20 protein-coding genes, 1 tRNA gene and 2 pseudogenes are annotated in these 23,181 nt (G+C 60.7%); 8 read left to right on the top strand and 15 right to left on the bottom strand.

Features of this window, described 5'->3' with window-relative positions:
* Positions 1–86 precede the first annotated feature (86 nt).
* A tRNA-Leu gene (locus IVB45_RS20680) sits at positions 87–190 on the bottom strand.
* A 947-nt stretch (positions 191–1,137) separates the two neighbouring features.
* Between IVB45_RS20680 and IVB45_RS20685 the strand changes: the two genes are divergently transcribed.
* From IVB45_RS20685 to IVB45_RS20710, 6 genes are all read left to right on the top strand, one after another.
* Positions 1,138–1,368, top strand: a complete 231-nt coding sequence (locus IVB45_RS20685) for a hypothetical protein (RefSeq protein WP_247356224.1) — start codon at positions 1,138–1,140, stop codon at positions 1,366–1,368.
* Positions 1,369–1,914: 546 nt separating this feature from the next.
* Positions 1,915–2,046 (top strand): hypothetical protein, encoded by a 132-nt coding sequence (locus IVB45_RS39085; RefSeq protein WP_346015281.1) that lies wholly within the window; start codon positions 1,915–1,917, stop codon positions 2,044–2,046.
* Positions 2,047–2,266: 220 nt separating this feature from the next.
* Complete coding sequence (locus IVB45_RS20695; protein WP_247356223.1) at positions 2,267–2,419, top strand: hypothetical protein; 153 nt, start codon at positions 2,267–2,269, stop codon at positions 2,417–2,419.
* Between the two features lie 128 nt (positions 2,420–2,547).
* Complete coding sequence (locus IVB45_RS20700; RefSeq protein ID WP_247356222.1) at positions 2,548–2,727, top strand: hypothetical protein; 180 nt, start codon at positions 2,548–2,550, stop codon at positions 2,725–2,727.
* Positions 2,728–2,811: 84 nt separating this feature from the next.
* Positions 2,812–2,976 carry a hypothetical protein gene (locus IVB45_RS20705; protein WP_247356221.1) on the top strand — a complete coding sequence of 55 codons (165 nt, stop codon included), beginning with the start codon at positions 2,812–2,814 and terminating at the stop codon, positions 2,974–2,976.
* Positions 2,977–3,320: 344 nt separating this feature from the next.
* Entirely contained in the window at positions 3,321–3,545 is a 225-nt protein-coding gene (locus IVB45_RS20710; RefSeq protein WP_247356220.1) for a hypothetical protein, read from the top strand.
* A 353-nt stretch (positions 3,546–3,898) separates the two neighbouring features.
* On the opposite strand, the pseudogene IVB45_RS20715 reads toward IVB45_RS20710, so the two are convergent.
* The 7 genes and pseudogenes from IVB45_RS20715 to IVB45_RS20745 form a co-directional block, all read right to left on the bottom strand.
* A pseudogene (locus tag IVB45_RS20715) lies at positions 3,899–5,146 on the bottom strand (caspase family protein); the annotation flags it as partial.
* A 501-nt stretch (positions 5,147–5,647) separates the two neighbouring features.
* A complete protein-coding gene (locus IVB45_RS20720) occupies positions 5,648–8,791 on the bottom strand; it encodes a multidrug efflux RND transporter permease subunit (RefSeq protein WP_247356219.1) in 3,144 nt (1,047 codons plus the stop codon).
* Position 8,792: 1 nt separating this feature from the next.
* On the bottom strand, positions 8,793–10,070 hold the full coding sequence (locus IVB45_RS20725) for an efflux RND transporter periplasmic adaptor subunit (protein WP_247356389.1): 1,278 nt from the start codon (positions 10,068–10,070) through the stop codon (positions 8,793–8,795).
* An 801-nt stretch (positions 10,071–10,871) separates the two neighbouring features.
* Complete coding sequence (locus IVB45_RS20730) at positions 10,872–11,237, bottom strand: hypothetical protein (RefSeq protein ID WP_247356218.1); 366 nt, start codon at positions 11,235–11,237, stop codon at positions 10,872–10,874.
* A gap of 219 nt (positions 11,238–11,456) precedes the next feature.
* Complete coding sequence (locus tag IVB45_RS20735; RefSeq protein WP_247356217.1) at positions 11,457–11,696, bottom strand: hypothetical protein; 240 nt, start codon at positions 11,694–11,696, stop codon at positions 11,457–11,459.
* A gap of 90 nt (positions 11,697–11,786) precedes the next feature.
* The gene (locus IVB45_RS20740) at positions 11,787–12,173 is read right to left on the bottom strand and encodes a hypothetical protein (RefSeq protein ID WP_247356215.1); all 387 of its coding nucleotides are present in this window, start codon (positions 12,171–12,173) and stop codon (positions 11,787–11,789) included.
* Positions 12,174–12,314: 141 nt separating this feature from the next.
* Positions 12,315–13,568, bottom strand: a complete 1,254-nt coding sequence (locus IVB45_RS20745; protein ID WP_247356213.1) for a sodium:proton antiporter — start codon at positions 13,566–13,568, stop codon at positions 12,315–12,317.
* On the opposite strand from IVB45_RS20745, the gene IVB45_RS20750 reads away from it, so the two are divergent.
* Both IVB45_RS20750 and IVB45_RS39090 read left to right on the top strand, forming a co-directional pair.
* On the top strand, positions 13,567–13,833 hold the full coding sequence (locus tag IVB45_RS20750) for a hypothetical protein (protein WP_247356211.1): 267 nt from the start codon (positions 13,567–13,569) through the stop codon (positions 13,831–13,833). The genes IVB45_RS20745 and IVB45_RS20750 overlap by 2 nt on opposite strands.
* A 380-nt stretch (positions 13,834–14,213) precedes the next feature.
* Positions 14,214–14,312 (top strand): annotated as a pseudogene (locus IVB45_RS39090) (hypothetical protein); the annotation flags it as partial.
* An 82-nt stretch (positions 14,313–14,394) separates the two neighbouring features.
* On the opposite strand, the gene IVB45_RS20755 reads toward IVB45_RS39090, so the two are convergent.
* The 7 genes from IVB45_RS20755 to IVB45_RS20785 all read right to left on the bottom strand — a co-directional run bounded on the left by IVB45_RS20755 (position 14,395) and on the right by IVB45_RS20785 (position 23,176).
* Positions 14,395–16,572, bottom strand: coding sequence for an adenylate/guanylate cyclase domain-containing protein (locus tag IVB45_RS20755; protein WP_247356209.1), 2,178 nt, complete (start codon positions 16,570–16,572; stop codon positions 14,395–14,397).
* 345 nt (positions 16,573–16,917) lie between these two features.
* Positions 16,918–17,553: a response regulator transcription factor gene (locus tag IVB45_RS20760; RefSeq protein WP_247356206.1), complete on the bottom strand. Its 636-nt coding sequence runs from the start codon at positions 17,551–17,553 to the stop codon at positions 16,918–16,920.
* A gap of 153 nt (positions 17,554–17,706) precedes the next feature.
* Positions 17,707–18,324 carry a response regulator transcription factor gene (locus tag IVB45_RS20765; RefSeq protein ID WP_247356205.1) on the bottom strand — a complete coding sequence of 206 codons (618 nt, stop codon included), beginning with the start codon at positions 18,322–18,324 and terminating at the stop codon, positions 17,707–17,709.
* A 109-nt stretch (positions 18,325–18,433) separates the two neighbouring features.
* On the bottom strand, positions 18,434–19,576 hold the full coding sequence (locus IVB45_RS20770) for an ATP-binding protein (protein ID WP_247356204.1): 1,143 nt from the start codon (positions 19,574–19,576) through the stop codon (positions 18,434–18,436).
* Positions 19,577–20,238: 662 nt separating this feature from the next.
* Positions 20,239–21,051 (bottom strand): outer membrane beta-barrel protein, encoded by an 813-nt coding sequence (locus tag IVB45_RS20775; protein WP_247356203.1) that lies wholly within the window; start codon positions 21,049–21,051, stop codon positions 20,239–20,241.
* A gap of 212 nt (positions 21,052–21,263) precedes the next feature.
* On the bottom strand, positions 21,264–21,830 hold the full coding sequence (locus IVB45_RS20780) for a hypothetical protein (RefSeq protein WP_247356202.1): 567 nt from the start codon (positions 21,828–21,830) through the stop codon (positions 21,264–21,266).
* Positions 21,831–21,928: 98 nt separating this feature from the next.
* The gene (locus tag IVB45_RS20785; RefSeq protein WP_247356201.1) at positions 21,929–23,176 is read right to left on the bottom strand and encodes an arginine deiminase; all 1,248 of its coding nucleotides are present in this window, start codon (positions 23,174–23,176) and stop codon (positions 21,929–21,931) included.
* Positions 23,177–23,181: the final 5 nt, after the last annotated feature.

Below are 23,181 nucleotides of genomic sequence, written 5' to 3' on the forward strand. Positions count from 1 at the left end.
GGGCGAGCCCTAGGCCAGATGGCCAACAGACAATGCATCCGTTGCGATGCTTTTCGCGCGTGTGCTCAGCCAAGCCTACGAACAATTGGTCGGAGCGAGAGGATTTGAACCTCCGACCCCTAATCTCCCAGACTAAGGTAGAAAATTGATTTCACAAGCTATTTTTGCAAACGGCCTGATTTACCCCCCGTTGAGATCGCAGTGTTTTTCATATCCTTTGGCAACTGCTGTTCGGCAATCCGGCCGACCGGTACTTGTGGAAATGTGCATGCGGCCCGGTGCTGCCCCTCACACCTGCCTTAGGCTCCAATCGCGGCCACGCGAACAACTCGGACGTCTACCGGGGTCTCTGGAGCAGTTGAGATGTCGCCGGGTTCGAGCCCGTCACTGCCCACCACGCCGGCCTCTCGCAACCCTTCGTGCCCAAGTGGGGTTCTGTTCTCATAAGTCGGGGGCTGGCCTGTTTCCATCCTCGGTGGCTTAGTCTGATTTTGGGAGTGACCTAGTTTGTTTTGTATCCCGAGGCCCGCCAGCGCCGGGGTGTGAGTTTGGCAGCTTAACGCACGATGTCGTGGATGCTCTGCCGTCCGGAGACCGAACCACGCGGATAACGAAACCCGGACCGCACGCTGGCTGGGCAAAGCTGCCTTCTGACGGAAGAATTGCTCCCAAGAGGCAGACGACCAATTTGATCGAAGCTTTTTTCAATGCTGGCGCTCCCGTGTAACGCCGCCTCAGTCGGCGGCCTCTCTCAGTTCACCAACCGGCGTCAAATTCCGATAGTTCTCGGTAGTCCGCCGGAGATGCGCCCCGGAACCGCCAAAGCTATGTCGCTGCGATCCAACCGGCTTGGGAATGAGACGCGGACCCGACAAGGACAGCCACCCCATCTTGATCTGCATGAAGTGCAGACGGCCGATGGATTACCGTGCCTTGCTGCCAGAGATTGTGAACCTACCCGCCGTCTATGCCTACAGGTGTTTCCCGTGTCGGCGGGTCGATGTTGTCGCTCTCGATTGAGACCGCCTCCGTTCACGGCCCTTATCCACACCCACCACACGCAGTAGCTCGACACCGTTCCGACCTCCTACCAATCGGTCATTTGCCAGCGGTGCCTCGCGGCGCTTTGATGCCGGCATGGTCTCGGTCCGCATCCGCAAACACGAAGCTGTGCCTCAAACCGGCAGCTACGAAGTCTATTTCGACGAGGGCCGGCCGCGCGTTTATTTTTACTGGGACGACGTCGCCGGACGGCGGCTCGGGCCTGACCGGCTGACCGGCGCTGAAGCACTTGAGCAGGCCCGCGCGTTCGCCCGTTATCGAGAGACAGCGGCCAGACGTCCTGGGGCTAAGTTCTTGGGAAACTAAACGGCCCCTGTCGGTTCAGACAGGGGCCGCGCGGATGGATGGCATGAGGCTAAGGAGGAGGCTCTTAGGTGTCACGCCAAGGACCCGCCAGAACTGAAACGACCAATCAGACCTTCAGGATCACTGGGACTGCGACTAAAGTTTGCGCCCTCTTGGTGGACCAGCGGAGCCTCTACGCCGCCGCTTGGTAACGAGCCGGTGAACGAAACCATCTGTTGATTGCGCGAAGCACGCCAGAAACAGGCCGAGCGTACATTGCCTCGTGTTTGAAGATGTGGATTTCAAAATGATCATACTTAAATTGGTTGCAGTCGCTCTCGGTGCAGGATTTCTGTTCTCAATGTACTCTGGCGACCTCGGCGCGGATGTCGTGCTGGCTATTGTTTCCTGCCTTGCATAAAGCGCTCAAAAATAGGCCCGCCGACCTGGGAGCCGGCGGGAGTTCGTAAGTGATGTTATTGGCGGTCGGCGGGCACCGATCACCTAAGTTACTTATCCGAGTCGCGGTCGTGTGCGGCCCTTCTGGTCAGATGCCGGTACCGCAACTTGCCTGACGGCCGCCCCGTCAAGATCACGCTGGGCGAGATGCGCGCGGCCGGCGTTCGTGGTCTCATCGTCTTCTGCCTGCACAACGACAGCCACAACGTGATCCTCGGCCGCGAGGTCGTCGACCAGTGAGCAGATGAGGTCAGGTTCTCCGATCTTGAACCCCGCTTCGTCTGCAAGGCGTGTGGAAAGCGTGGTGCCGACGTCAGGCCGGGCAGCGAGCCCACCATAGCCGCTGTCGTCCTGCCCGCATGAAGATGCGGGGTGCCGTTCTCGCGCATCGCAGGGTTGTTCCCTACGCCGGAACCGAAATGAACCTGTGTCACTTGATGGTGCAGCAGGAGGGGCAGCCATGTGCGACAAGTGCATTGAGCTGGACGGCAAGATCGAACACCTCCAGGCGCTCTCGAAATGGGTCACCGACCAGGCGACCATGGAGGCGATCACCCAATTGGTGCAGGAGCACCAAGCGCAAAAGCTCGAACTGCACCCGGAGGATCAATAGTAAGGCCAGCTCAATTGGTGCTGGTTGCATCTGAGATATTTATTTCGTCTGGAGTCTCAAATGAGATTGCGGGGTCAGAAACGGTAAGGTGATAAGCGATCCCGAGTGACACGTCGGATACGGGGGCTATGGCTGAATATCGCCTTTATCGGGTGGACAAAGAGGGACACATTCTGGGACCGCCCGAGGTAATCTTGGGCGACGATGACCAAGCCGCCATTGCCGAGGCGCAACGATACGTGGACGGCGTGGCGGTTGAATTGTGGGATCGCGCCCGCCGTGTAGCGTTCCTCCCTCCCGTGGAGTGAGGCCGTTGCAGGGAGCCGCCTCCACCTCGCGGAGCGTACGGTCGGCCCATTAGGCCTCTAGATCGATTGTCTGCGGAGCGAGTCGTGCTTGGGATGATCCTCATGGCGGCCATCGGCCTGACGATGTTCGGATCGATTATCGCCCTGTTCGAGACCACGCGGCACTGGATCGCAGGCGGTCGGAGAGGCGAGCGCAAGAGTAAGCCCAGCCTGACTGCTGCGCCAGGACACCGCCGACTGCTCGCCTGAGCTGCGCCGCTTCTGGGTCACTAGCCGCAGTGGAATGTTATGCAGATGTGCGCGGACTCGTACGGCCGGTTCTGTCCTGCCCAGCGCGCGGGCGATTTCGTCCGGTCGGCTCCCCGCTGCCGCCAGTTCCAGGAGGCGTGCGTGCTCTTGCGGCGTCCACCGTCTCACAAGCGGGTAACGCGACTGATCCATTGCCCCAGCGGCCTCCAACCGGTTGCCAGCCTGTTACACTCCGTCGAGTCGCACATTCACATATGAGGTCCGACGATCCTTGATCGCGTCCTGGACTGGTTGGTAGCCAAGAACTCGGAACGATAATGCGAGCCGCCGCTTGGGGCAAAGCGATGTCGGACAGCTCCATCATTCTCTTTCCTGGCATGATCAAGCCGCTGCGTTTAGCGCGGGTCTACGGCTATCTGATCCAGCGCAGCGACGGCCTGTATCACCCAGGCGGCAGTCAGCCGGTATGCACAATGTCGCTGGCGCGGAAGATGGTCGAAGGCGGCTGGCTCGAACAGCATGGCCAGCGCTACGAGCCCACTCAGCAAGGTCTGCGGGCGGCCGAATGAAGCACCAGTTCAGACGAGAACGCCGCCTCTATCAGCCAGCGGCGGGGTGCTCTCCTGAAAAGAAACGGCCCCAGCACTTGGAGGCCTTGGGTGGCAATCTCTGCTGGGGCCGCTCACCGCGCCGGGTCGGGAGCGGAGTTCCAGACTGACGATCTTCCTGGCTCGCTGCGTTTGCATAAGTTTTCGGGCCGTTGGGGCTAACGGCTCTCCAAGGCTGCCGCAGCGTCTCGATCGCGAGGCCCGCACAAGCGGGCGCCTTAGCATTCCACTCGCCACCGCATCGCGGACCTGAGCCAGGGGGCCCACATCATCTCCGAGAAGAGCCGGCGGGCAGCATCTCACTAGCTGAGTTCTCAATTGCAGATTTCTGCGTTGCCGCCACCTGTTCCTCCACCGGCCCAGCCTGAACGAATTTCAAGCCTGCACCCCTTTCTAACCGCTCGGCAGTTGCCTTGGTCTCCGCAAATGATTTGGCCTGTAGCTTGCGGCTTTGGCGGCGTGGTGTCGCTCTTGGCACGCTCTGTTCGATCCCGCTCTTGTTCCTGGCGTTTCGCGACCGGCTTCTTGTCTTGTACTTTCTCGCATTCGTTGTCGTCGTTGACGCGAAAGCCGGCCCGACAGGCAATCTTTGCGCAGGTGTCGCCGTCAGCCTTGAAACCGTGGTCGCAGACTAGCGGGCAGACTCGACCGGCCTTGGCCTTGATGGCTTCGAGGGCGTCGAAGCTCGCGAGCTTGGCGTCGAACTTTGTGCCAGCGTACTTGTTGAACGTCGAGAGCGACCGCTGCGACGATGCACTCCAGTCGCCATCCGCAGCGGCGGAGAGGCAACCGACGCGACGTAGCTCCGATTGCACCAGCTTTACTGTCTCCTGAGGGGAGAAACTCGGCTCTGGGGAGGTCGGCGCGATTGCCGCGACCTTCTGCTCGCTCTCGACCTGCGCCTTCTTATCGGCCTTCTGCTTCGCGGCTAGTTCGGCCGCGGTCTTGTTGCTGGCGACTTTGTCGGCAAGGGCTTTCTCGGCGGCCTGCTTGTCGGCGACCGCCTTGGCGACGGCGGCCTCCGCATCCTTTCTCCGCTGCTCGGAGGCGGCTGCTTTCGCCTCCTCGATCTGCTTGGCCTCCTCGGCGGCCAGACGAGTATCCTCCGCGACCTTGGCGGCGGCTGCCGCTTTGTCCTGCTCGGTCTTTTTCGCTCGGTCGGCCGCGAGCCGGGCCTTCTCGTCCTCGGCCTGGCGAGCTTTGTCCGCTGCTGCCGCACGCGCCTCCTCCGCCGCAATCCGGTTGAGCTGGGCCTTTGCCAGATCGGTGTAAAACCCGCTCGGGTAACGATTGAGAAAGGCCGTCCAGACATCCCGGGTGCCAAGCTGAAGCGCCAGCTCGTAGTCGCGCCGGATTTCACTATCCGGGCTCGCCTGCGGTCCCGTGGCGGCAGGCTTCGCCGGCACAAGCGGGACATCGTCGCCGCCGAGAGAGCCATAGACGTAAGGCTCCTGCTTGTAGCCGGTGTTCTTCAAGACGTCGTCGCGGACGAAGCCGAACGCTTTGCGCAGATCGAGTCCCGGCGTCGGCAGTCGCTCGACCAGTGCCGTCGAGAACGGACTGGTCAGGACGTGGACATTGCCCTGCTCCGCCTGAACTACCGATGGGGCGGCCCGGTCATCGCGAAGTACTGATCGAGGATCAATCGTAGAGGTCAAAGCCCTGGGATGGACCGGGGCGTTTCTGCGTCGAGCGTGCGGTGCATCGGTCCATTTCCCGATAGCGAGCGAACGCGAGAACGCGTCTTAAGCACCTGGCGCTCTCCTGAAGCAGGCGGTCCCAGGCCGGGCGAAGCTACTTAGGCTGGGCCGCTCCGGGACTGAGGGGTGGACTGCGCCCCGTGCCCTGAAACGCATGCACAGCCAATTTGGAGAGTGCATGCTTGCTGTCCGAGCAGGACCTACCAGCGCGACATGGCGCACGAGGGCTCGCAATGTTTGATCATGAAATCGCTGCGCTGCTCCGCACCATCGCCCGAGACCGAGATTGGCTTGCACTCTCGCTGTTGCACCTGGTGCATGAAGAAACTGCGCGACCAACAAGGTGGTCACGCGGATCTCCGCCTATTCGGCTGCCTGCGGCCTACTCCGGTTCCCGCTCAGTCGGGCCTTTGCCCACTCCCGCATGTGCTGAAAGGACACGTAAAGCATTGGGATCAGGAAGATGCCGATCGAACTCGCGGCGAGCATCCCACCGAACACCGCCGTTCCCACGGCGCGGCGACTCAGCTCGGCAGCCCCCGTCGCAAAGACGAGTGGAACCAGCCCGAGAATGAAGGCGATCGAAGTCATCATGACTGCGCGGAAGCGCATGCGCGCGCCGAGAACAGCCGCGTCCACGACCGATACGCCAGCCTCGCGTTGCTCCTTGGCGAATTCGACAATCAGGATGCCGTTCTTGGCTGCCAGCGCAATCAGGACCACAAGGCCGATTTGGGCATAAAGGTCGACATTGAGCCGTGCCACGATGAGGGCCACATAGGATCCGAGCACGCCCACCACGACCGACAGCAGCACTGGCACCGCGATCGTCCAACTTTCGTAAAGCGCCACCAGGAAGAGATAAGCGAACAGGACGGCCAAGCTCAGGACAACGCCGGTCTGCCCAGACGCCTGCTGCTCCTGGAACGCCGTGCCGGTCCATTCGTAAGAATAGCCCGCGGGCAAGGTCCTGCTCGATATATCCTGCATCGCCGTAATCGCTGTGCCGGTCGAGACGCCTCCCGCGGGAGAACCGTTGATCGTGATCGAACGATAGTTGTTGTAGCGGCTGATAACCTGCGGCCCCTGTACGATCTTGGCACTCGCGATCGAGCGCAGCGGGACCATCTCGTTGCGTGCATTGCGGATGTAGATCTGCCAGAGCGCGGAAATGTCGGCCCGGTCCTTCGCCTCGCCTTGCACGTTCACCTGCCAAGTCCGGCCGAACAGGTTGAAGTTATTCACATAGACCCCTCCGAGCGTCGACTGCAGAGCGGTAAATATGTCGCTCATGCTAAGCCCGAGGACCTCGGCCTTGGCGCGGTCGATCTCGAGATAGATCGAGGGATTATTCGCCGAAAAGGTCGAGAACACATGGGTCAGACGCGGGTCCTGGTTCGCTGCGGCAATCAGACCGTTCATGACGCCGTTCATGGCCGTGGGATCCTGGCCCTCCAGCGCTTGCAGCTGGTATTCGAAGCCGCCACTGGTCGATAGTCCGATGATCGGCGGCAGATTGAAGGCGAGCACGTTGGCCTGCCGTATCTGGCTGCCTGCCGCAAAGGTCTTCGCGATCAGCGCTTGGGCAGATTGGGCGACGCCTTCCCTCTCCGCAAACGGCTTCAGGCGCACCACGAGCAGCGCAGCATTCGGCTCCGCGCCGCCATCAAGCAGGGAGAAGCCGATGATCGACAGGACATGATCGACTCCTTCGAGCTGGCGCAGCTTGTTCTCGACTTCGCCCGTGACCTCGCTGGTCCGGGGCACTGAGGCGCCATCCGGCAGCTGCACCATCACGAAGAACGCTCCCTGGTCCTCCTCGGGCAGAAAGCCTGTCGGCGTGACCAACGAGAGACCGAATACGCCCGCGCCGCCGAGTGCGACAAGGAGGACAGAGACAATGGCCATACGCAGGAGCCACCGCACTCCACCCGCGTATCGGTCCCTCACCCAATCAATTCTGCTGAGCACGCGCCCCATAATCCCGCGGCGTGGCCCGGTATGGCGCAGAAACAGCGCGCAGAGTGCCGGAGACAACGTCAGGGCATTGATCGCGGAGATGGTCATCGCAGCGCTGATCGTCACCGCGAATTGGCGGAATAGCGTCCCTGAAATACCGGGAATGAATGCGATGGGCACGAAGACCGAAAGGAGTACCAGACTGATCGCGATGATGGGCGCGGTGATCTGGTCCATAGCTTTCTTCGTTGCCTCGGCCGGCGAAAGCTCCGGCTCGTCCGCCATCACGCGCTCGACGTTTTCGACGACGACGATCGCATCATCGACGACGATCCCGATCGCTAGCACAAGTGCAAGCAGCGACACTGTGTTTGCCGAGTAACCGAGAACGAGAAGAACGGCAAAAGCACCGATCAGACTGACGGGTACCGCGACGGCCGGAATGATGGTCGCACGGAGATTGCCGAGAAACAGGAAGACAACGATGACGACCAGAACGAAAGCCTCCGCCAACGTCCGCAGCACTTCACCAATCGTGTCGCGAACGAAGGTCGTCGAATCGTGCACCACCTGATATCTCAGCCCTTCAGGGAACCGGGCTGACAGCCGGTCCAGGGTAGCCTGCACCGCATTCGCAGTCGTAACAGCGTTGGCTCCAGGCGCCAGATAAATCCCGATCGGCACACCGGGCTTGCCATCGATCCTGGCCTCGCTGTCGAGATTCTGCGCACCTATCTCGACGCGCGCGACGTCCCGTATCCGCAGCACCGAACCGTCTGGATTGGCCCGCAGCACGATATCGCCGAATTGCTCGGCGGAGGCGAGACGTCCCTGCGTTTGAACGTTGAACTGGAATTGCTGCTGGTCGCTGATGGGACGTGCGCCGATACGCCCCACCGGCGCTTGCACGCTTTGTGCGCGTATCGCACTGATCACATCGCTCGGCGCGAGGTTCAGGCTGGTCAGCCGTTGGGTGTCGAACCAGATCCGCATCGAATAATTCATGCGAGCGAACAGATTGGCCTGGCCGACGCCCGGCGTTCTTGAAATGGCATCGAGCAGGTTGATGATCGCGTAATTGGTGATGAACAGCGGGTCCTGCTGGCCGTTCTCGCTGTAAAGGACCATGAACTGCAGAACCGCGGATGAGCGCTTCTGAACCGTCAATCCCTGCGCCTGCACCTCGGAGGGCAGCTGGGACAGCGCCGTCTGCACGCGATTGTTGACATTTACGGTGTCGATGTTCGGGTCGGTTCCCAGTGCGAACGATACCGTAAGGCTGTAGCTGCCGTCGCTGCCGCTGGTCGACCTCATATAGAGCATCTGGTCGACCCCGACGATCTGGGCTTCGAGCGGCTGAGCAACGCTCGACTCGACTACCGCGGCGGAAGCACCGGGAAAGACGCCGGATACGGTCACCTGCGGCGGCACGATGTCGGGGAATTGTGCAACCGGGATGCGCGAGAGGGCCAACGCCCCGGCAATCGTGATGACGAACGCAATCACGATGGCAAGTCGTGGGCGGTCGATGAAGACGGCGGAGATCATGTCAGCGTCCGCCATCCGGATTGCGCGATGGACCGGCGCTGTCCTTTTGCGCCGGGTTGGCCGCAGTGCCGACCGTCGTCGAACTTCCTACAGCAGGTCCGGCTCCCGGCGAGTTCCCGCTAGCTGCGCTACTGCCCTCGACTGCCGCCGGTTCAGTTCCTTTCATCAGAGCCTGAAGCTGCGCGCTGGGCGCTCCTGGCGCCACTTTCGCTCCCGCCCGAACGCGCTGCAAGCCTTCGACGATGACGCTGTCGCCTTGCTGCAGACCGGTGATGACGCCGGCCAGCGTCGGGGTGGACTGGCCGAGCTGGATTCGGCGCTGCTCTGCCGTGTCGTCTTTGCCGACAACAAAAACGTAGCTGCCTTGTTGGTCGGATAGCACAGCTGCGCGCGGCACCGCGAGCACCTCGATCGGCTGCACGCCTTCGAGCAGAACCGTGACGAACTCACCATCGAACAGCTCGCGGATGGGCGTTCCGCTGCCCTTGACCTCCTGGTTCGGCGGATTGGCGATCTCACCCCGCAGGACAATCGTGTCGGTATTGGCTGTGACGGTGTTGTTGGCGAAATTGAGCTGGCCGGTGGTGCCGTACATCCGCCCGTTCGGCAATTGCAAGCGAATGACGACGGCATTGAAGCCGCCTCGCGGCGCATAGCGGTCTCGGAGGATCAGCGCTTCCCGCACCGACACCGGAAAGGTGACGTACATGGGGTCTTGGCTGACGATGGTCGTGAGCACGCCGGACGAAGGGCTCACCACATTTCCTTCGGTCACCGCGCTGCGCCCGATCTTTCCCTCGATCGGCGAGCTGATATCCGTATAGCCGAGATTGATCTGGGACGCCTCCACTTGTGCCTGTGCCGCTTGCACCTGGGCTTCCAGGCTGCGCTGGTTTGCAATCGCTGCGTCATAGTTGGACTGCAAGCCAGCGGGGCCGCTGAGCAAGGTGCGGGCCCGTTCGGTGGTGAGCTTCGCATTCTCCAATGTCGCTTGCAGCTGCGCGACTGCCGCTTGCTTCGAAGCAAGGTCTGCCTGAAACAGCCCTTTCTCCAGTTCATACAGCTTGTCACCGCTCTTGACCTCGTCGCCCTCCGTAAACAGCCGCTTTTGGAGGAAGGCTGTTACGCGGGCGACGACGTCAACGTGGCGAACCGCTTCGACCCTGCCCAGAAATTGTTCAGTCTCCGTCATCGGGCGTCGCGTGGCTTGGACGACGCCGACCGCAACGGGACCGGGCGCCGGGCTCTGTGCACATGCAGGCGGAGCAAGAACAGCGATTGCGAAGCCGAGGGCCCACGCTCTGAACTCGGGTTGAACCAACATGTGGTCCTCAACGGTTGGCAGCTGTCAGACTTGATCAGCCGGGGCGAACCAATCCGCGATCGCCCTGCAGATATTCTCGTGAGCTTCTTCTAAGGAGCGCGGTTCCCGTGCCAACGCGAATTAGTCACGAAGGTTCAATTCGCGAACACGTCCGGACCGACAGAAGCTCCGACCGCTAACCGCTCCAAAGCAAAACCCTAACTTAAGTTGAAGACCGCTGTCAGCGTGCCATGCACGTGATGTCCGAAAGGAACGACCATGCGCCGCGAAGATTTTTGTTAATCGCGCCGGTCGCGTGCGCAAGGGCACTGGCGAGCACACCCACTCAATGGATTCCAACGGAGCCGCAGCATGAAAAACACGGGAACCGAGCCTACAGGCTCGTCGGGCATTAGCTCGGGCTGCAGCCGGGAGGTACGGCGCCCGCCAATCGGACCCGGTGTCACCCAAGGCGCTATCGGAACGGGAGGCGGAAGCACAAACGATCGCGCAACCGGGAATGCCAGAGCAGATGAACCGAAGCCCTCCAATCTGGAGCAGAATAGCAAGCCCTAGCGGCCGTTACTTACGGTGCGCCTAACCGGCCGCTCGCCGACGACAATCACTCTTGGCACCCAAAACAACAGCTTGGACGGCGCGGATGTTATTGGCGGCTTCGCTGAGCAGGTCGGGTTCGGCAGGTCTTTTAGCGGCTGGATATTGCCGAGGCAAAGATCCGGGAGCCTTCTCGGGCGGGATGCCCTCCGTCCTCCTGCATCAGGTCAAGTTTGTCGGGGCTCGTTCGCCTCCATTTCTTCTGGTCGAGACGACGACCAGGAAGGAGAGCACACCGAGGCCGCCGACCACAAGCCGGCTATTCTGCGGAAAAGGGATGAGCACACTGCCAACAAGCATGAGGGCCGCGAACAGCTTGTCGAGAGCGAGGTGGATTCGAAACGGAATGACAGGCAGGAGGCCGAGCTCGTACTCGGTCAGCAGACTGTAAAACAGCGCCGCCGCCCCAAGTACCAGAAGGAACGCCTTGGACGTGCCATGCATGCCATAGATGTATGGCAACCCGAGCACGACGAGCGCGACCACGTAGTCGGCAACACCGTGCATTACCGTCGGAAGGAAGCGCATTGCGTATACTCCGGCTTGCGTGGTCGAGATCATCTTGCCGGGCTGCACCCCAGACGTTTTCCCGATCGTATGATCGAACACACCGGATCGGAAAACGCTGTCGCGACTTGCCGGAGCGATACAGGAACGTGGCGCTGGCGCTCAGTCGGAGCCGCTTCCTGCGACGCTAGGCCAAGCCGACTGCGGCTCGACCTGCACCGCCTTGATTGCCCACGCTTGCTACTTCTGGCCCGACGGGGCTTGAGCGTTCGAGTTGTTGGGATTCGTGTTGTTGGAGTTCTGTTTGTTCGCTTCATGGTGTCCGATCGCGCATCCCGCGGCGGCGCCGAGTTTGCCGTGCCCCGCCATATGGCCCGCAACACCGCCCGCGATGGCGCCCTTGATGCATCCCTTGGCATTGGCCGGCGGGACCTGGAGAAACGCGAACAACAGAAAAGCGATGGCTAACTTAGCTTTCATGACGTCCTCCGAGTTGGAATGAACGGAAATAACGCACTTCATCTTTAGGGCCGTGCCCTGGCCTCGTCGAAGCCAGGGCACTTAACGCGCTCACCAATGGTGATGCCAGTGTCGATGACCCCACGGCCGGCCGTAGTAGGCATAGCCAGGACGGAACGCACGACGGTATCCATAGTAGGCAGGTCCGTAGCCGTAGCCGACGGTCGTGTATCCATCGCCAGGGGCAAAGCCGTCATCGTAGCCCCAGCCGCCATACGCCGGCGCGTAGCCGACCGCGGCGTACGGGCCATAATCGCCGTAGTAGCCATAAGGACTTGCGCCATATGCGGCGGTTGCAAGTCCCCCGATGACTGCACCGGCTGCAAAACCTCCGATCGCCGGACCGAAGCCGCCCCGCGCCTCTGCCGGACTTGGCGCCGCCAGTGATCCCAGACCCAGAGCGCCAATCGCGGCCAAAGCAAAAGCCGTCTTCCTCATTCAAACCTCCTTGGTGGTGTGTGCCAACCCAACGACGCTCCGAAAACAAGGTTGCTATTTGCGCGACGCGCAGGGGCGGCGGCGTCCCTGCAATGGCTCGGCTCGGCGGGAGCTCGACCCAACCGCCATCGAGCGGAAACTTCACCGAACCTGGTCCTTGAAATGCGTCAGCCCGACGACCCGCTGCAACGTCAGGCCCTGTACAACGATCGAGAACACGACAACCGCGTAGCAGATCGCCAGAAGCTCGCTCTTCCATTCGCTCGAGCCAGTACTCAGGGCCAACGCCACCGACACGCCTCCTCGCAGCCCGCCCCAGGTCAGGATGACAATTGCGGGCCAGCGGTTCGGATTCCTGGCATGAAGCCAAAGCGCAGTGCCCACGATGCTGGCAGCGCGAACGGCAAGGCTGAGGGGAATCGCGAGTGCCATCACCAACAAGGTCGAGCTTCCAAGACGGGCCAGCCCGAGCATTTCGAAACCGATCAGCAGGAACAGCAGAGAGTTCAGGATCTCGTCGATAACCGACCAGAACAGGGCAAGGTTGCGGCGCGTTTGTTCACTCATGGCTTTGCGCCGTCCGCGACTGCCGATCAGAAGGCCGGCAAGGACCACGGCGATCGGACCCGAGGCGCCGAGCGCATTGGCAAGCGCATAAGAACCACTCGCCAGAGCCAGGGAGATCGTGATTTCGAGCGGGTATTCATCGATCCGCTTCATTGCCAGATAAGCGATCCAGCCGCTCGCGGCGCCGACGATGACGCCGCCGCCCATCTCACGCAGCAAATCGAGGCCAATAGAGCCGAATGTTGGTTGCTTCCCAGTCGCGTAGGCCAGTGCGGCCTGAAACAGGACCACCGCCACACCGTCGTTGAAGAGGCTCTCTCCTGCCATGATGGCCTGCAACTGCTTGGACAATCCGACGCGTGCGAGGATGGCACTGACGGCAACAGGATCGGTTGGCGCAAGGATGGCCCCGAGCACCAGTGCCCAGGAGAATGGCATCCGCACCCCCGTCAGGGCGAAAGCGGCGTAGATTCCTGATCCGAACAGCACCGTCGCAATCACTACGGCGGCGGTCGCCAGAAGGAACACGGTGATCTTGCGGGACCACAGCGCGGAAACGTCGACCTGCAAAGTGCCCGCAAAAAGCAGGAAGCACAGCACGCCGTTCAAAAGCGTGTCCGGTAGCTCTCGAATCCCCAGAATGTCCTGAAGGGCGAGGCGTAGGTTCAACCAAGGAAATAGATCACCTAAGCCGATCGCGAAAAGCGAGGCAACAAGCGCAACGACCGTCAATCCGATCGTGCCGGGCAAGCGTAGAAAACGCCGGTTCAGAAGCCCGAACACTGACGCGAGGCACAACAGCACGGCTAAGAAAGAGAGTGGCGACATGCCCGCGCCCGTTCATCCGCTCGTGCTGGGCTTCGCCCGCCTCGTGACTCCGCAGTTCCGACGGCGCCAAACCTTCTGCGGCGCGTTGCGACTGCCCGGTGGCTTCGAAGTCTGGGCCGTCCGCAAACAGAAAAGCAGTACGCCGACCGATCGTTCCTGGCCGTGCCGGGTTGCCGATGTGAACCTTCGAGAACCGTCGTTGCCCCACCCTCCGTTTCTTTCCAGCCGGACGAGCGCTCTTGCCGGCAAAGGTCTTCAGGCCTGACCGTCTCGAGTAGCAGGTGCACGCATGTCAAACGATTCGCGCGAGGGGAATGAACCAGCCCCTGTTCTTCTCATCGCTGTCGCAGTGGTTCCGGTGATCGCTGTCGCAGCTTGGTTCCTCTTTGGCTGATCTCGCGGCTGTCTTCACGACCCGGTTAGCGAACTGCAGCAGGGTTTCTTGACGGCCCGCTTCGCGATTTCGCCTCGCCTGTGCGCAAGGGTGTCGATGTCTAGGACCCGCTTGCTCTTCGCCCCGGGCGCTGAGATTATTTGTCTGGATCGGCCATTCGCCCGGTGCGCGCTGTTCGCCCTGGTCCGTGAGCGTCGGACCCCACCTGCCGCGCGAAACCTAGCCCTCCTCGCCGGCGCCAGAACGGCAACCTGCTCTACGCCGGCAAGGTGCGTACCGGTTACACCGAGACGACGGCGCGCGAATTGCGCGAGCGGCTCGATCCATTGATCCGCAAGACTTCTCCGCTAGATGGGACACGAGCGCACATCATCGGCTTGATACGCGGTCTGCTCGGCATCGTAGAGCGTGCAGTTATCACAGCGTGGATGTTCATTCGTGTCTCTCAGTCTCTCGAAAATCATTTTGCCAACCATTCAGCTGGAATGATGTCGAGCGGGGCGTTGTCGACTGAGCCATCGAGAAGGCTTCCATCCACTCTTTATCCTTTCGCTTCCTTGTACCAGCCGATGACGCGTATGCGCGCTCCCAATCCGCGACCAACGCCAGTTGCTGGTCCGTCCCGTCCGTTCTTGCACATAAGAGCTCGTACACCTGAAAATTCGCGGAAAATCCCTTGGGGCTGATCCGATCGATGCTGCGGAAGAGAAACTCTTCCTCTACCCGCGCTTTGATGGTCTCGCTAACCAGTATCGTGGTCCCGTAGTCCCTGTTCAACCCTTCCAGGCGCGCAGCGAGGTTCACGGAAGCACCTACAGCTGTGTAGTTCATGCGGTCGCGCGAGCCGATGTTGCCGACTACAACGTCGCCGACGTGCAGACCGAAACGGGTCCGAAACGGAGGCAGACCTTCGGCCGCGAATTCGGCATTCAGCCGGCCGTTAGCTTTGACGCAGGCAAGCGCCGCGTAACATGCGTTGGAGACGTGCCGCTCGTCGTCAGTCGGCGCGTTCCAGAAGGCCATGACGGCATCGCCGATGAACTTGTCGACGGTGCCTTGTCTTGCCATGATTTCCTCGGAGAGCACGGAGAAGTAGCGCGAGGTCGTCCGCATCACGCCGGTGGGCTCGGCCGTTTCCGTGAGACCCGTGAAGTTCTCGACGTCCGTGAACATTACGGTCAGTTCCCGGCGTTCGCCGCCGAGCTCGATGGGAACTTCGCTTTCGACCAGTTGGCGGACCAGGCGCTTCGGAATGAAACTCGAGAATGTGCGGACCAAATTCTTCATGGCGGCAACAGAGTGGCCGAGATCGTCGATCTCGCGCACCACCGATCGGATGCGCGGACTCTCTGCGACGTCAAAGTGCCGAATGCGATCGGTTTCGATGGCAAGCGCCCTCATCCGCTTCGACATCATCGCGCCCATCCAGAGCACCATCGGCAGAACCGCCAAGACGAAGCCGAGCGCCGCCACGAACAGGCGCCGCCGTTCGCCTTCGATCTCCGAGTAGAATTCGTCGATCGGCGCGGACACCGCAAGTCGAAGATTGGCCGCCCCGGCCGAAGCGATGGTGCGGAATGCGGCGGCATGAGCCCGCCCACCTGAATCCTGGAATATCTGCTGGGTGATGCCCGTCGTCCTCCAAGCATCTACCGCTTTCGCGATCCCGATCCGATCGATGTCCGCGAGATGCGGCAGCAAGAGCGCACCGGCCGTCCCGCCAGTGCGCCCTATGAGTTCCGAGATCTGCGGGTGGGCCAGCACGCGGTTCTCGTCATCGAACAGGATGACCGTGCCGGATTGCCCCAGTTGCTGTCTCCGGAGCAGCGCTTCGGCCTCGCCTGTCAGGACGTCGCCGGCGACTACACCGCGCGGCGAGCCCGCAATCGGCATCCGAAGCGTGTAGCCAGGCTGGCCGATAGCGAAAAAGATGTAGGGCTCCGTCAGCGGCCGCAGGTCCTTCTCGAACGCTCCGGCGTACCAGGGCCGCCGGCGGGGATCGTAGTCGGTAGGGCCTGGCCGCTGTGACATCGTCGTCAAATCCTCCCGCAGGAAATCGATGGTCGAGTCTGCGCCGTCCGGACCCGAGATCACGACCAGGCGGAATTTTGCCCCTTCTGGCGCCTCGCTCCGCAGGCGCGCGGCCTCTCCTCCCCGCTCGAGGTAGTCCATCTGCACAAATCTGCCGTCGTCGTAGCCGGCGTACAGACTGTAAAGGTGAAGGTTATTCCGGAGCATCGAAGCGAGCAGCGCGTAGAGCCTGGGGTTGTCACGGACAGCGGCCGATCGGACCGAAGGCAGATCATGCAGGATGTCCAGGCCGTTGCGGACCGCCATGAACTGAGCATCGATCCTGTCGGCCGATAACTGCGCGACGGTGTCCAAGAAGGATGCGGCAGCCGCCCGGGCGATGGCATCGATCCGGTCGAAACTGAGGTAGACCAATGACAGTCCGACGAACAGTACGGTTCCAACGAAGATCGCGCTGATCGACGTTCTGAATCCGATTCTGAGGTTGCGATCGGGCATGCTTTGCCCCCGATGATGTCTGCCGCCGAGGATGAACCGTTCCGACGAGATGGTCTCGCGGCTCGGCGCCTGCGCGGTCAATCAGGCCTGGATAACCTCGTACGTCAGATCGAAATGCTGGCCGTGCTCACTTCTCCGGTGGGCGCAGCGGCCCGTCCGCCCAGTTGCGCGCCGTAGGATCGCGCAACGGGTCGTCGTCGCATTTTGCGCAGGTGTAGCGCAGCGGCCCCCTCGCCGGTTCGTCGGGCAAAACCCTCATCGGCCTGCCGCACTCGGGGCAAGCCTGTCGTATCGAATACAGCCCTGCCAATTTATCTCCCCGCGTCAGGCCCTGCTTCACTGTTCGGACGTCGCGCCTGAAAGCTAGTTTCGAACGACGAGATGCGCGTCGGTTGTCGATGACGAACAAGACGACTCCCTCGACACTCATGGCTCGACTAGTTTCTTGCGGATCGCGTAGCGAACAAGTTCCGCCGTAGAGGACATCCCAAGCTTGCGCATCGCCGCAGCACGGTGCGTCTCGACGGTCTTTACGCTCAGCTTCAAGATGCAACCGATCGATTTGTTCGTATGTCCCTCCGCGATGAGCTGGACCACACTCTGTTCCCGCGATGTGAGCAGTACGCTCGATCTATTTTGCTTGTTGATCTGATAGTTGCGTAGAAGTTTCTCAAGCAACACGCCCGTGAAGTAAGGCCTGCGTTCGAGCAAAGCGTCGATGGCGGACAACAGGTGCTCCTTCGCGTCGGATTTGAACAGAAAGCCACGCACGCCAGCCAGAATAGCCTCCGTCAACAGCTCCTCGCTCTCATGCATCGTCAGAATTAACACTTCGACGCGCATGTGCATTGCACCCAGGCGGCGGCTGACTTCTAGCCCATTCATGACGGGCATAGAGTAGTCGGCGATCAGGATGTCCGGACGCGTCTCAACCGCCATAGCTAGTGCCTGCTCCCCGTCACACGCCTCGCCGCAAACGATCCAATCAGAGCGCAGTTGGACGATCGCGCGCAGTCCCGACCGTACAACCTCATGATCATCCGCAATAACGATGCGCTTCACGGCGGCGCTCCCGCATGTTGACCCAGATCCTATCGGGCGATCAACGGAGATGACCGGCAGCCAAGTCGGCCGACTGTATCGGCCATCTTTCGGAAAGTTATCCGACAAAACCCTGAAACAGGGTCGCGGATGTCCCCACCGCATGGTGGTCGATCAGTCGGCAACCAGTTTGGCGCGAACCGCGTAGCGAACTAGGCCGGCAGTCGAATTCACGCCGAGCTTACGCATCGCGGCGGCGCGGTGAGCCTCTGTCGTCTTCACGCTGAGGTTCAGGATAGCGCTGATGCCCTTGTTGCTATAGCCATCCGCAACCAGCTTGACGACCAGCTGCTCGCGGGGGGTCAGCCTAGTTCCGCCACCCGGTTGGCCATCGAGAACGTCCAACCCGCTCCCGATACCGAATGATTTGTGGACCAGGAGCGACTCGACAGCAGCAACCAGCAGCTTGCTCGCATCCGACTTCGACAAGAACGCGCGGGCGCCGGCCAGATAGGCCTGCTGCGCCAACAGGCCAGAGTTGTGAACGGTAAATATCAGAACCTCGATGGGAAGCGAGAATTCCCTGATCCGCCGGGTTACCTCCACTCCGGTCATGCGCGGCATGGAAAAATCGAGGATAGCGACGTGCGGCTTGCTCTCGATCGCGGCAGCAATCGCCTTTTTGCCGTCGCTCGCCTCCGCCACAACCTCCCAATCAGCACGTTGCGCAAGCACCGCGCGGATACCGGAACGGACGGCCTCATGATCATCCGCGATCAAGATTCGCTTCATAGCACGCGCTCCTGCTTCGAACGCCGCCGTATCGAGTGCCAGACCCGAAGGTCGCATCTGAGGGCGACGATCGTCAATAAACCTGTTCAAGCGCTTGCGTTGGTTTATATCATTGCAAGGGCAAGCGCCGCCTGCGCCGCTTTGCCTCACTCGGCAGCGGGAATACCGCGTACAACATCGTCCCGGAGCTTTCAGGATTGGATCGGATCTCGAGACTGCCGCCAAGATGCGCAAGCCTTGATCTCATGGCGGGAATGCCGACACCCATCATGGTCGTTCCGAACCGATTGGCACGGTGAGCCGGAAAGCCGCTTCCATTGTCGCTTATTGTCAGCTGAAACTGCTCGCCTGTCACTTTGGCGAGCAGTTTGACCTCTGTCGCCTTTGCGTGCCTGAATATGTTCGAGAGCCCTTCTTGAATGACCCGCAGCAACGACCTTTGTATCTCGTATGACAACCGATCCACGCCGGCGTCGACGTCAGTCTGGACACGCAACGCCGTCCGCGCCGCAAAGCCGCAGGCGTAGCACTCGATGGTCGCCTTCAATCCCTCTGCCACCACGTCCTGGGGATGCATTAAATACGTCAGGGAGCGGATCTCCCTCAGAGCACGGTCAATCGATGCATCGACAAGCTCGCAAAGTCTGTCCACACCATTTGCCGGGCCGACGCAGGTGCGAATACGCACCAGCCCAAGACTCGCGGCGACAAGATGCTGGCATGTCGAATCGTGAAGCTCGGAGGCTATCCGCTGCTGTATATCCTCCCGAATGGCAGCCAAATCGTCACCCAGCCCGGCCGGTTCATCTGAATCGCATTCATCGGATTCCTCAGGAAGAATGCGATGTCGACCAACGAGCAGAGCGATCACTCCCTCGGATTCAACAACGGGGAACACGGTCGTTTCGACCTGGCGTCGAAGCCCGCCAAGCGCAAGGCGGTGATGAGTTCGAATCTCAACCTTCTCTTCCAGGCACGTCCGCAACACCTCGCAAATGCTTTCAGAATCTTCGCTCGACCAACATTGAGAGATAGCGAGCCCAGACACTTTGCCCGACGGCAGTCGCAGAAGCGACGCGCAGGCACGCTCCATCCCATCGTATGCGAATTTACCCCCCCGCACGGGGCGCACTACAAAAAGAAGATCTTTCCAAGGGCCTCGATCAGCGCGATTGCGGGCTTCCCCAAAAGGCAGGCGCTGCGGAGCGCCATGTGAATTCAACAAGCTCGCACGCGGGCTGTACGGCTTCATTCCAGGCACCCTTTTTTGGCCTGCCTTGAAAGCCAACTTTGGGCGAGTGATGATCGACCTAGCTAATCACCAGCTCAGCGCTCCCAAGACGACGCGACCTACACAACATCCCTAAGGGATGATCTGCATCATGCTCCTCGTTTTTCATACAACCAAGGGGTTAATTCCGAATACTTCGAAACCTGCGCATGACTGGCATGAGCTAACGGCGTACCAGTTTGTCCCGCTTGTTTTCGAGTTATTGTTAAAAGAAGAGACAATGATGACGAGATCATTCGTCGTTCGGACATGCGAACAACGTCGCATACTGGCTCAAGCTGCAAACGACGGGACGAGAGATGAGGAAAGGCAGCCGGCATCAGGTCGCACAGCTGCCGACCTGCAGCGCAACAAGGATTATCCACCACTACCGGCGGCAGGACCGGACTTCTTCTTCGGCCGAGAGATCGGAGGATTCTGTGGCGGCGGCGCAATCACCAGGGGATGCGCTGGCACCCGAAGTCGGTTTTCCCCAAGGTCATCCCTCAGTGCGTCGGTGTCCATACGCTGGCTTCGGTCGACGGAGTCACGAGGATCCGCCGCTGCGGCGCTCGCCGCCATGATCCCGAAACTCATTCCCAGCAGGACGGACAGGCGTCTCGCAAGCATTCTCAGATACCCTCTCAAAAGGCAAAATCGAGCCGCGGCCCGATCCGCAGATCTCTGTAGTTCCGCAGCGGAACGTTGGACGTCCGCGCTTCGTAGAGCACGGTGGTGGTGAGCGACAGATTGCTGGCAAAATTATACTTCAACCCTAAGTCGGCCGAATAGAGCTGGTCCCGTCGCCCGGAATTCAATCCATCGGTGAACCAGTAGGCTTCGAACAAAGGCGCGCTCACAATCGACCATTTCGGATCGAGTTTGACCTCAATGCCAAGAACGGCATCAAAGCGCCAGCGGCGGGCCTCGGCCAAATCAGAAAAGCGGTAAGTCAGCAGCCACAATGGCGACAGCGTTACATTCGCAACCTGGAAGTCACGAGCCACGGAACCCATCACGTCATGCGAGGTGAACGCGAGGTCGCGATAGACGCCGTCGAAGTCGTAGCGGTTCTCGTAGATCGCGGAGAATCTCCAGCCGTTCCAATTTTGGGTCAACCGCCCACCCAAGCGCGCGATCCCAAAATTGCTGTCCTTCTCCGTCGCGTAAGCTTCGTATTGCGCACGCGCATAGAGTCTATACGACAGGTCTGCTGTCAAATAGCCGTCCAGCCTGGCGCTGATATCGGGCTCATAATAGGCATCTGATCTGCGATTGTTGCGGCTGAACAGGGCGTTGTCAGTAAAGGTTGGTGAGACCGAGCCAACGATACTCCAAGAAGGCGGAGCGAGCGGCGGCGGATCCGCCTTGAAGTCCCTCAGATCCACGTCAGCTGCAAGCGCGGCAGTCGAACCCAAGAGTCCAATCATCTGCAAAAGAAATCCAGATACACGCATCCGAATCCTCGAGATTGTCGGCCCTGCCCCAACAAGCGAGCACGATAGGCTTGGCCTATCGATTGTCAATCCGCACAAACAATGCTCGCAGAGATTGCGGCCGCCTGTGACAGAGAGAGCACGCGAATGGGTGCGCAATTGTTCAAGGGCACGCAGAAAAGATCGACAGGCAGTCCTCATAGCGGTGCTTCCTTGATCGGCGTGCCGCGTCACTAAGCGGGCTCCGAAACGGCAGCCACGACAACTACGGCAGCCGAGAGCCGTTCGAAAATCCGCCGCTGCTCCACGATCGCGGGCCAACCGTAGAGAAAAATTTCTGACGGCTTCCAGATCGCCACCCAGCCCAGAATCAAGAAGCTTTCCCTCAGAATGTCCGGGAGAGGTCCATCTCCAAGGACCAGGCCCGCCAGCCATCCAACCGCAAGACAGCTAGAGAGGATCGCAACGCCTACGATCAGCGAGCGGCGCCCTGACTTGAATAGAACTTGCAGCTCTCTCGATTTTTCGTGAGCGCGCAGCAGGAAATGCTGCGCCACGGCCGGAGCCAAATCCGGCACGATCGCATCCAAGGAGCCCGCCCAGGCTAGATGAATCACGATTTGGATGGGAGCGGCTTTCGCGATATCCTCAGCCTGGTCGGCGATGTATCGCTCTGCCTCGGTTGCGAGCTCCTTCTCGCGAAATGGCGCCGGATCAAGTGTGTTGAACAGTTGCAGCGGATTGGAAAGTCTGATGACGATCCTGCCGAGACCTGCGTTGCTCAAAGCGTGCACTTGCATGTGTGTCACTTCCGGCAGTCGCCGAGGAGGCGGCTGCCCCGGAGTTCCAGGTCCGCGAAGCTTGTCGTCGCACCAGAGCAGTCCCTACCCCTACCTTGCTAGTAGTCCACGGCGTCCCGGATTATCGGACAGGTCATGCAGTGACCACCGCCTCGACCCCGGCCCAGCTCCGCCCCCACGATGGTGATAACTTCGATACCTTCCTTGCGCAGTAGGGTGTTTGTGTAGGTGTTGCGGTCGTAGGCATACACCACGCCCGGCGACGCACAGACAAGGTTGGCGCCGCTGTCCCATTGTGTGCGCTCGCGCTGATAGTCGCTTCCACCAGCCTCGACTACGCGAAGTTTCTTGAGGCCGAGCGCTTCCTCGACGACGCTGACAAATGGCTCGTTCTCGGGGTGCAACTCAAGCCCGCTCGGGTGATCGCTCGGGCGATAGGAATAGGTGCGCGTCTGGTTGATGAAGTCGGGCGCGGTCAGGACGCAATCGCGGTCCGCGAACGTGAATACGGTGTCGAGATGCATGGCGGCGCGGATCTTGGGCATCGCCGCGACGATCACGCGTTCCGCCGCCTTCTTCTGAAACAGCGTCGCCGCGAGTTGGCTGATCGCCTGGCGAGACGTGCGTTCGCTCATCCCGATCAGCACAACTCCTTTGCCGATCGGCATCACGTCACCACCCTCCAGCGTAGCCAGCCCATGGTCGTGCGTGGGGTCGCCCCACCACACATTGACCTTGCCAGCAAAGTCGGGGTGGAACTTGTAGATCGCCGTCGCGAGGATCGTTTCCTCGTGCCTTGCCGGCCAAAAAAGGGAATTGAGCGTCACGCCGCCGTAGATCCAGCAGGTGGTGTCGCGCGTGTAGAGCGTGTTCGGCAGTGGCGGCAGCAGGTACTCGGTGGCGCCAGCCGCCTCCTTGACTATCTTGATCGCCTGGCCGCCATGCTCCTCGGGAAAGTCATGGATGGACAAGCCACCGATCAACGTTTCCGCCAGCTTGCGATTGTCCAAGCCTGCAAGGTAGCTTCTCAGTTCGTCGATGAAGCCGAGCCCGACCTGATCCGGCACAACCTGGTTGTCGAGAATCCACTTCTTGCCTTCGGGTACCGACATCGTTTCGGCCAGCAAGTTGTGCATTTCAACCACATCGACGCCTCGGTCGCGCATCTTGGTGACGAAGTCGAAATGGTCACGCTTGGCGTTCTCCACCCAGAGAACATCGTCGAACAGCAGCTGATCGCAGTTCGACGGTGTGAGCCGCTGATGCGCGCGACCGGGCGCGCAGACCATCACCTTGCGGAGCTGACCGACTTCCGAATGAACGCCGAAAGCTGGGGAATTCGCCATTGCTG

The organism is Bradyrhizobium sp. 4 (assembly GCF_023100905.1).
GTDB lineage: Bacteria > Pseudomonadota > Alphaproteobacteria > Rhizobiales > Xanthobacteraceae > Bradyrhizobium.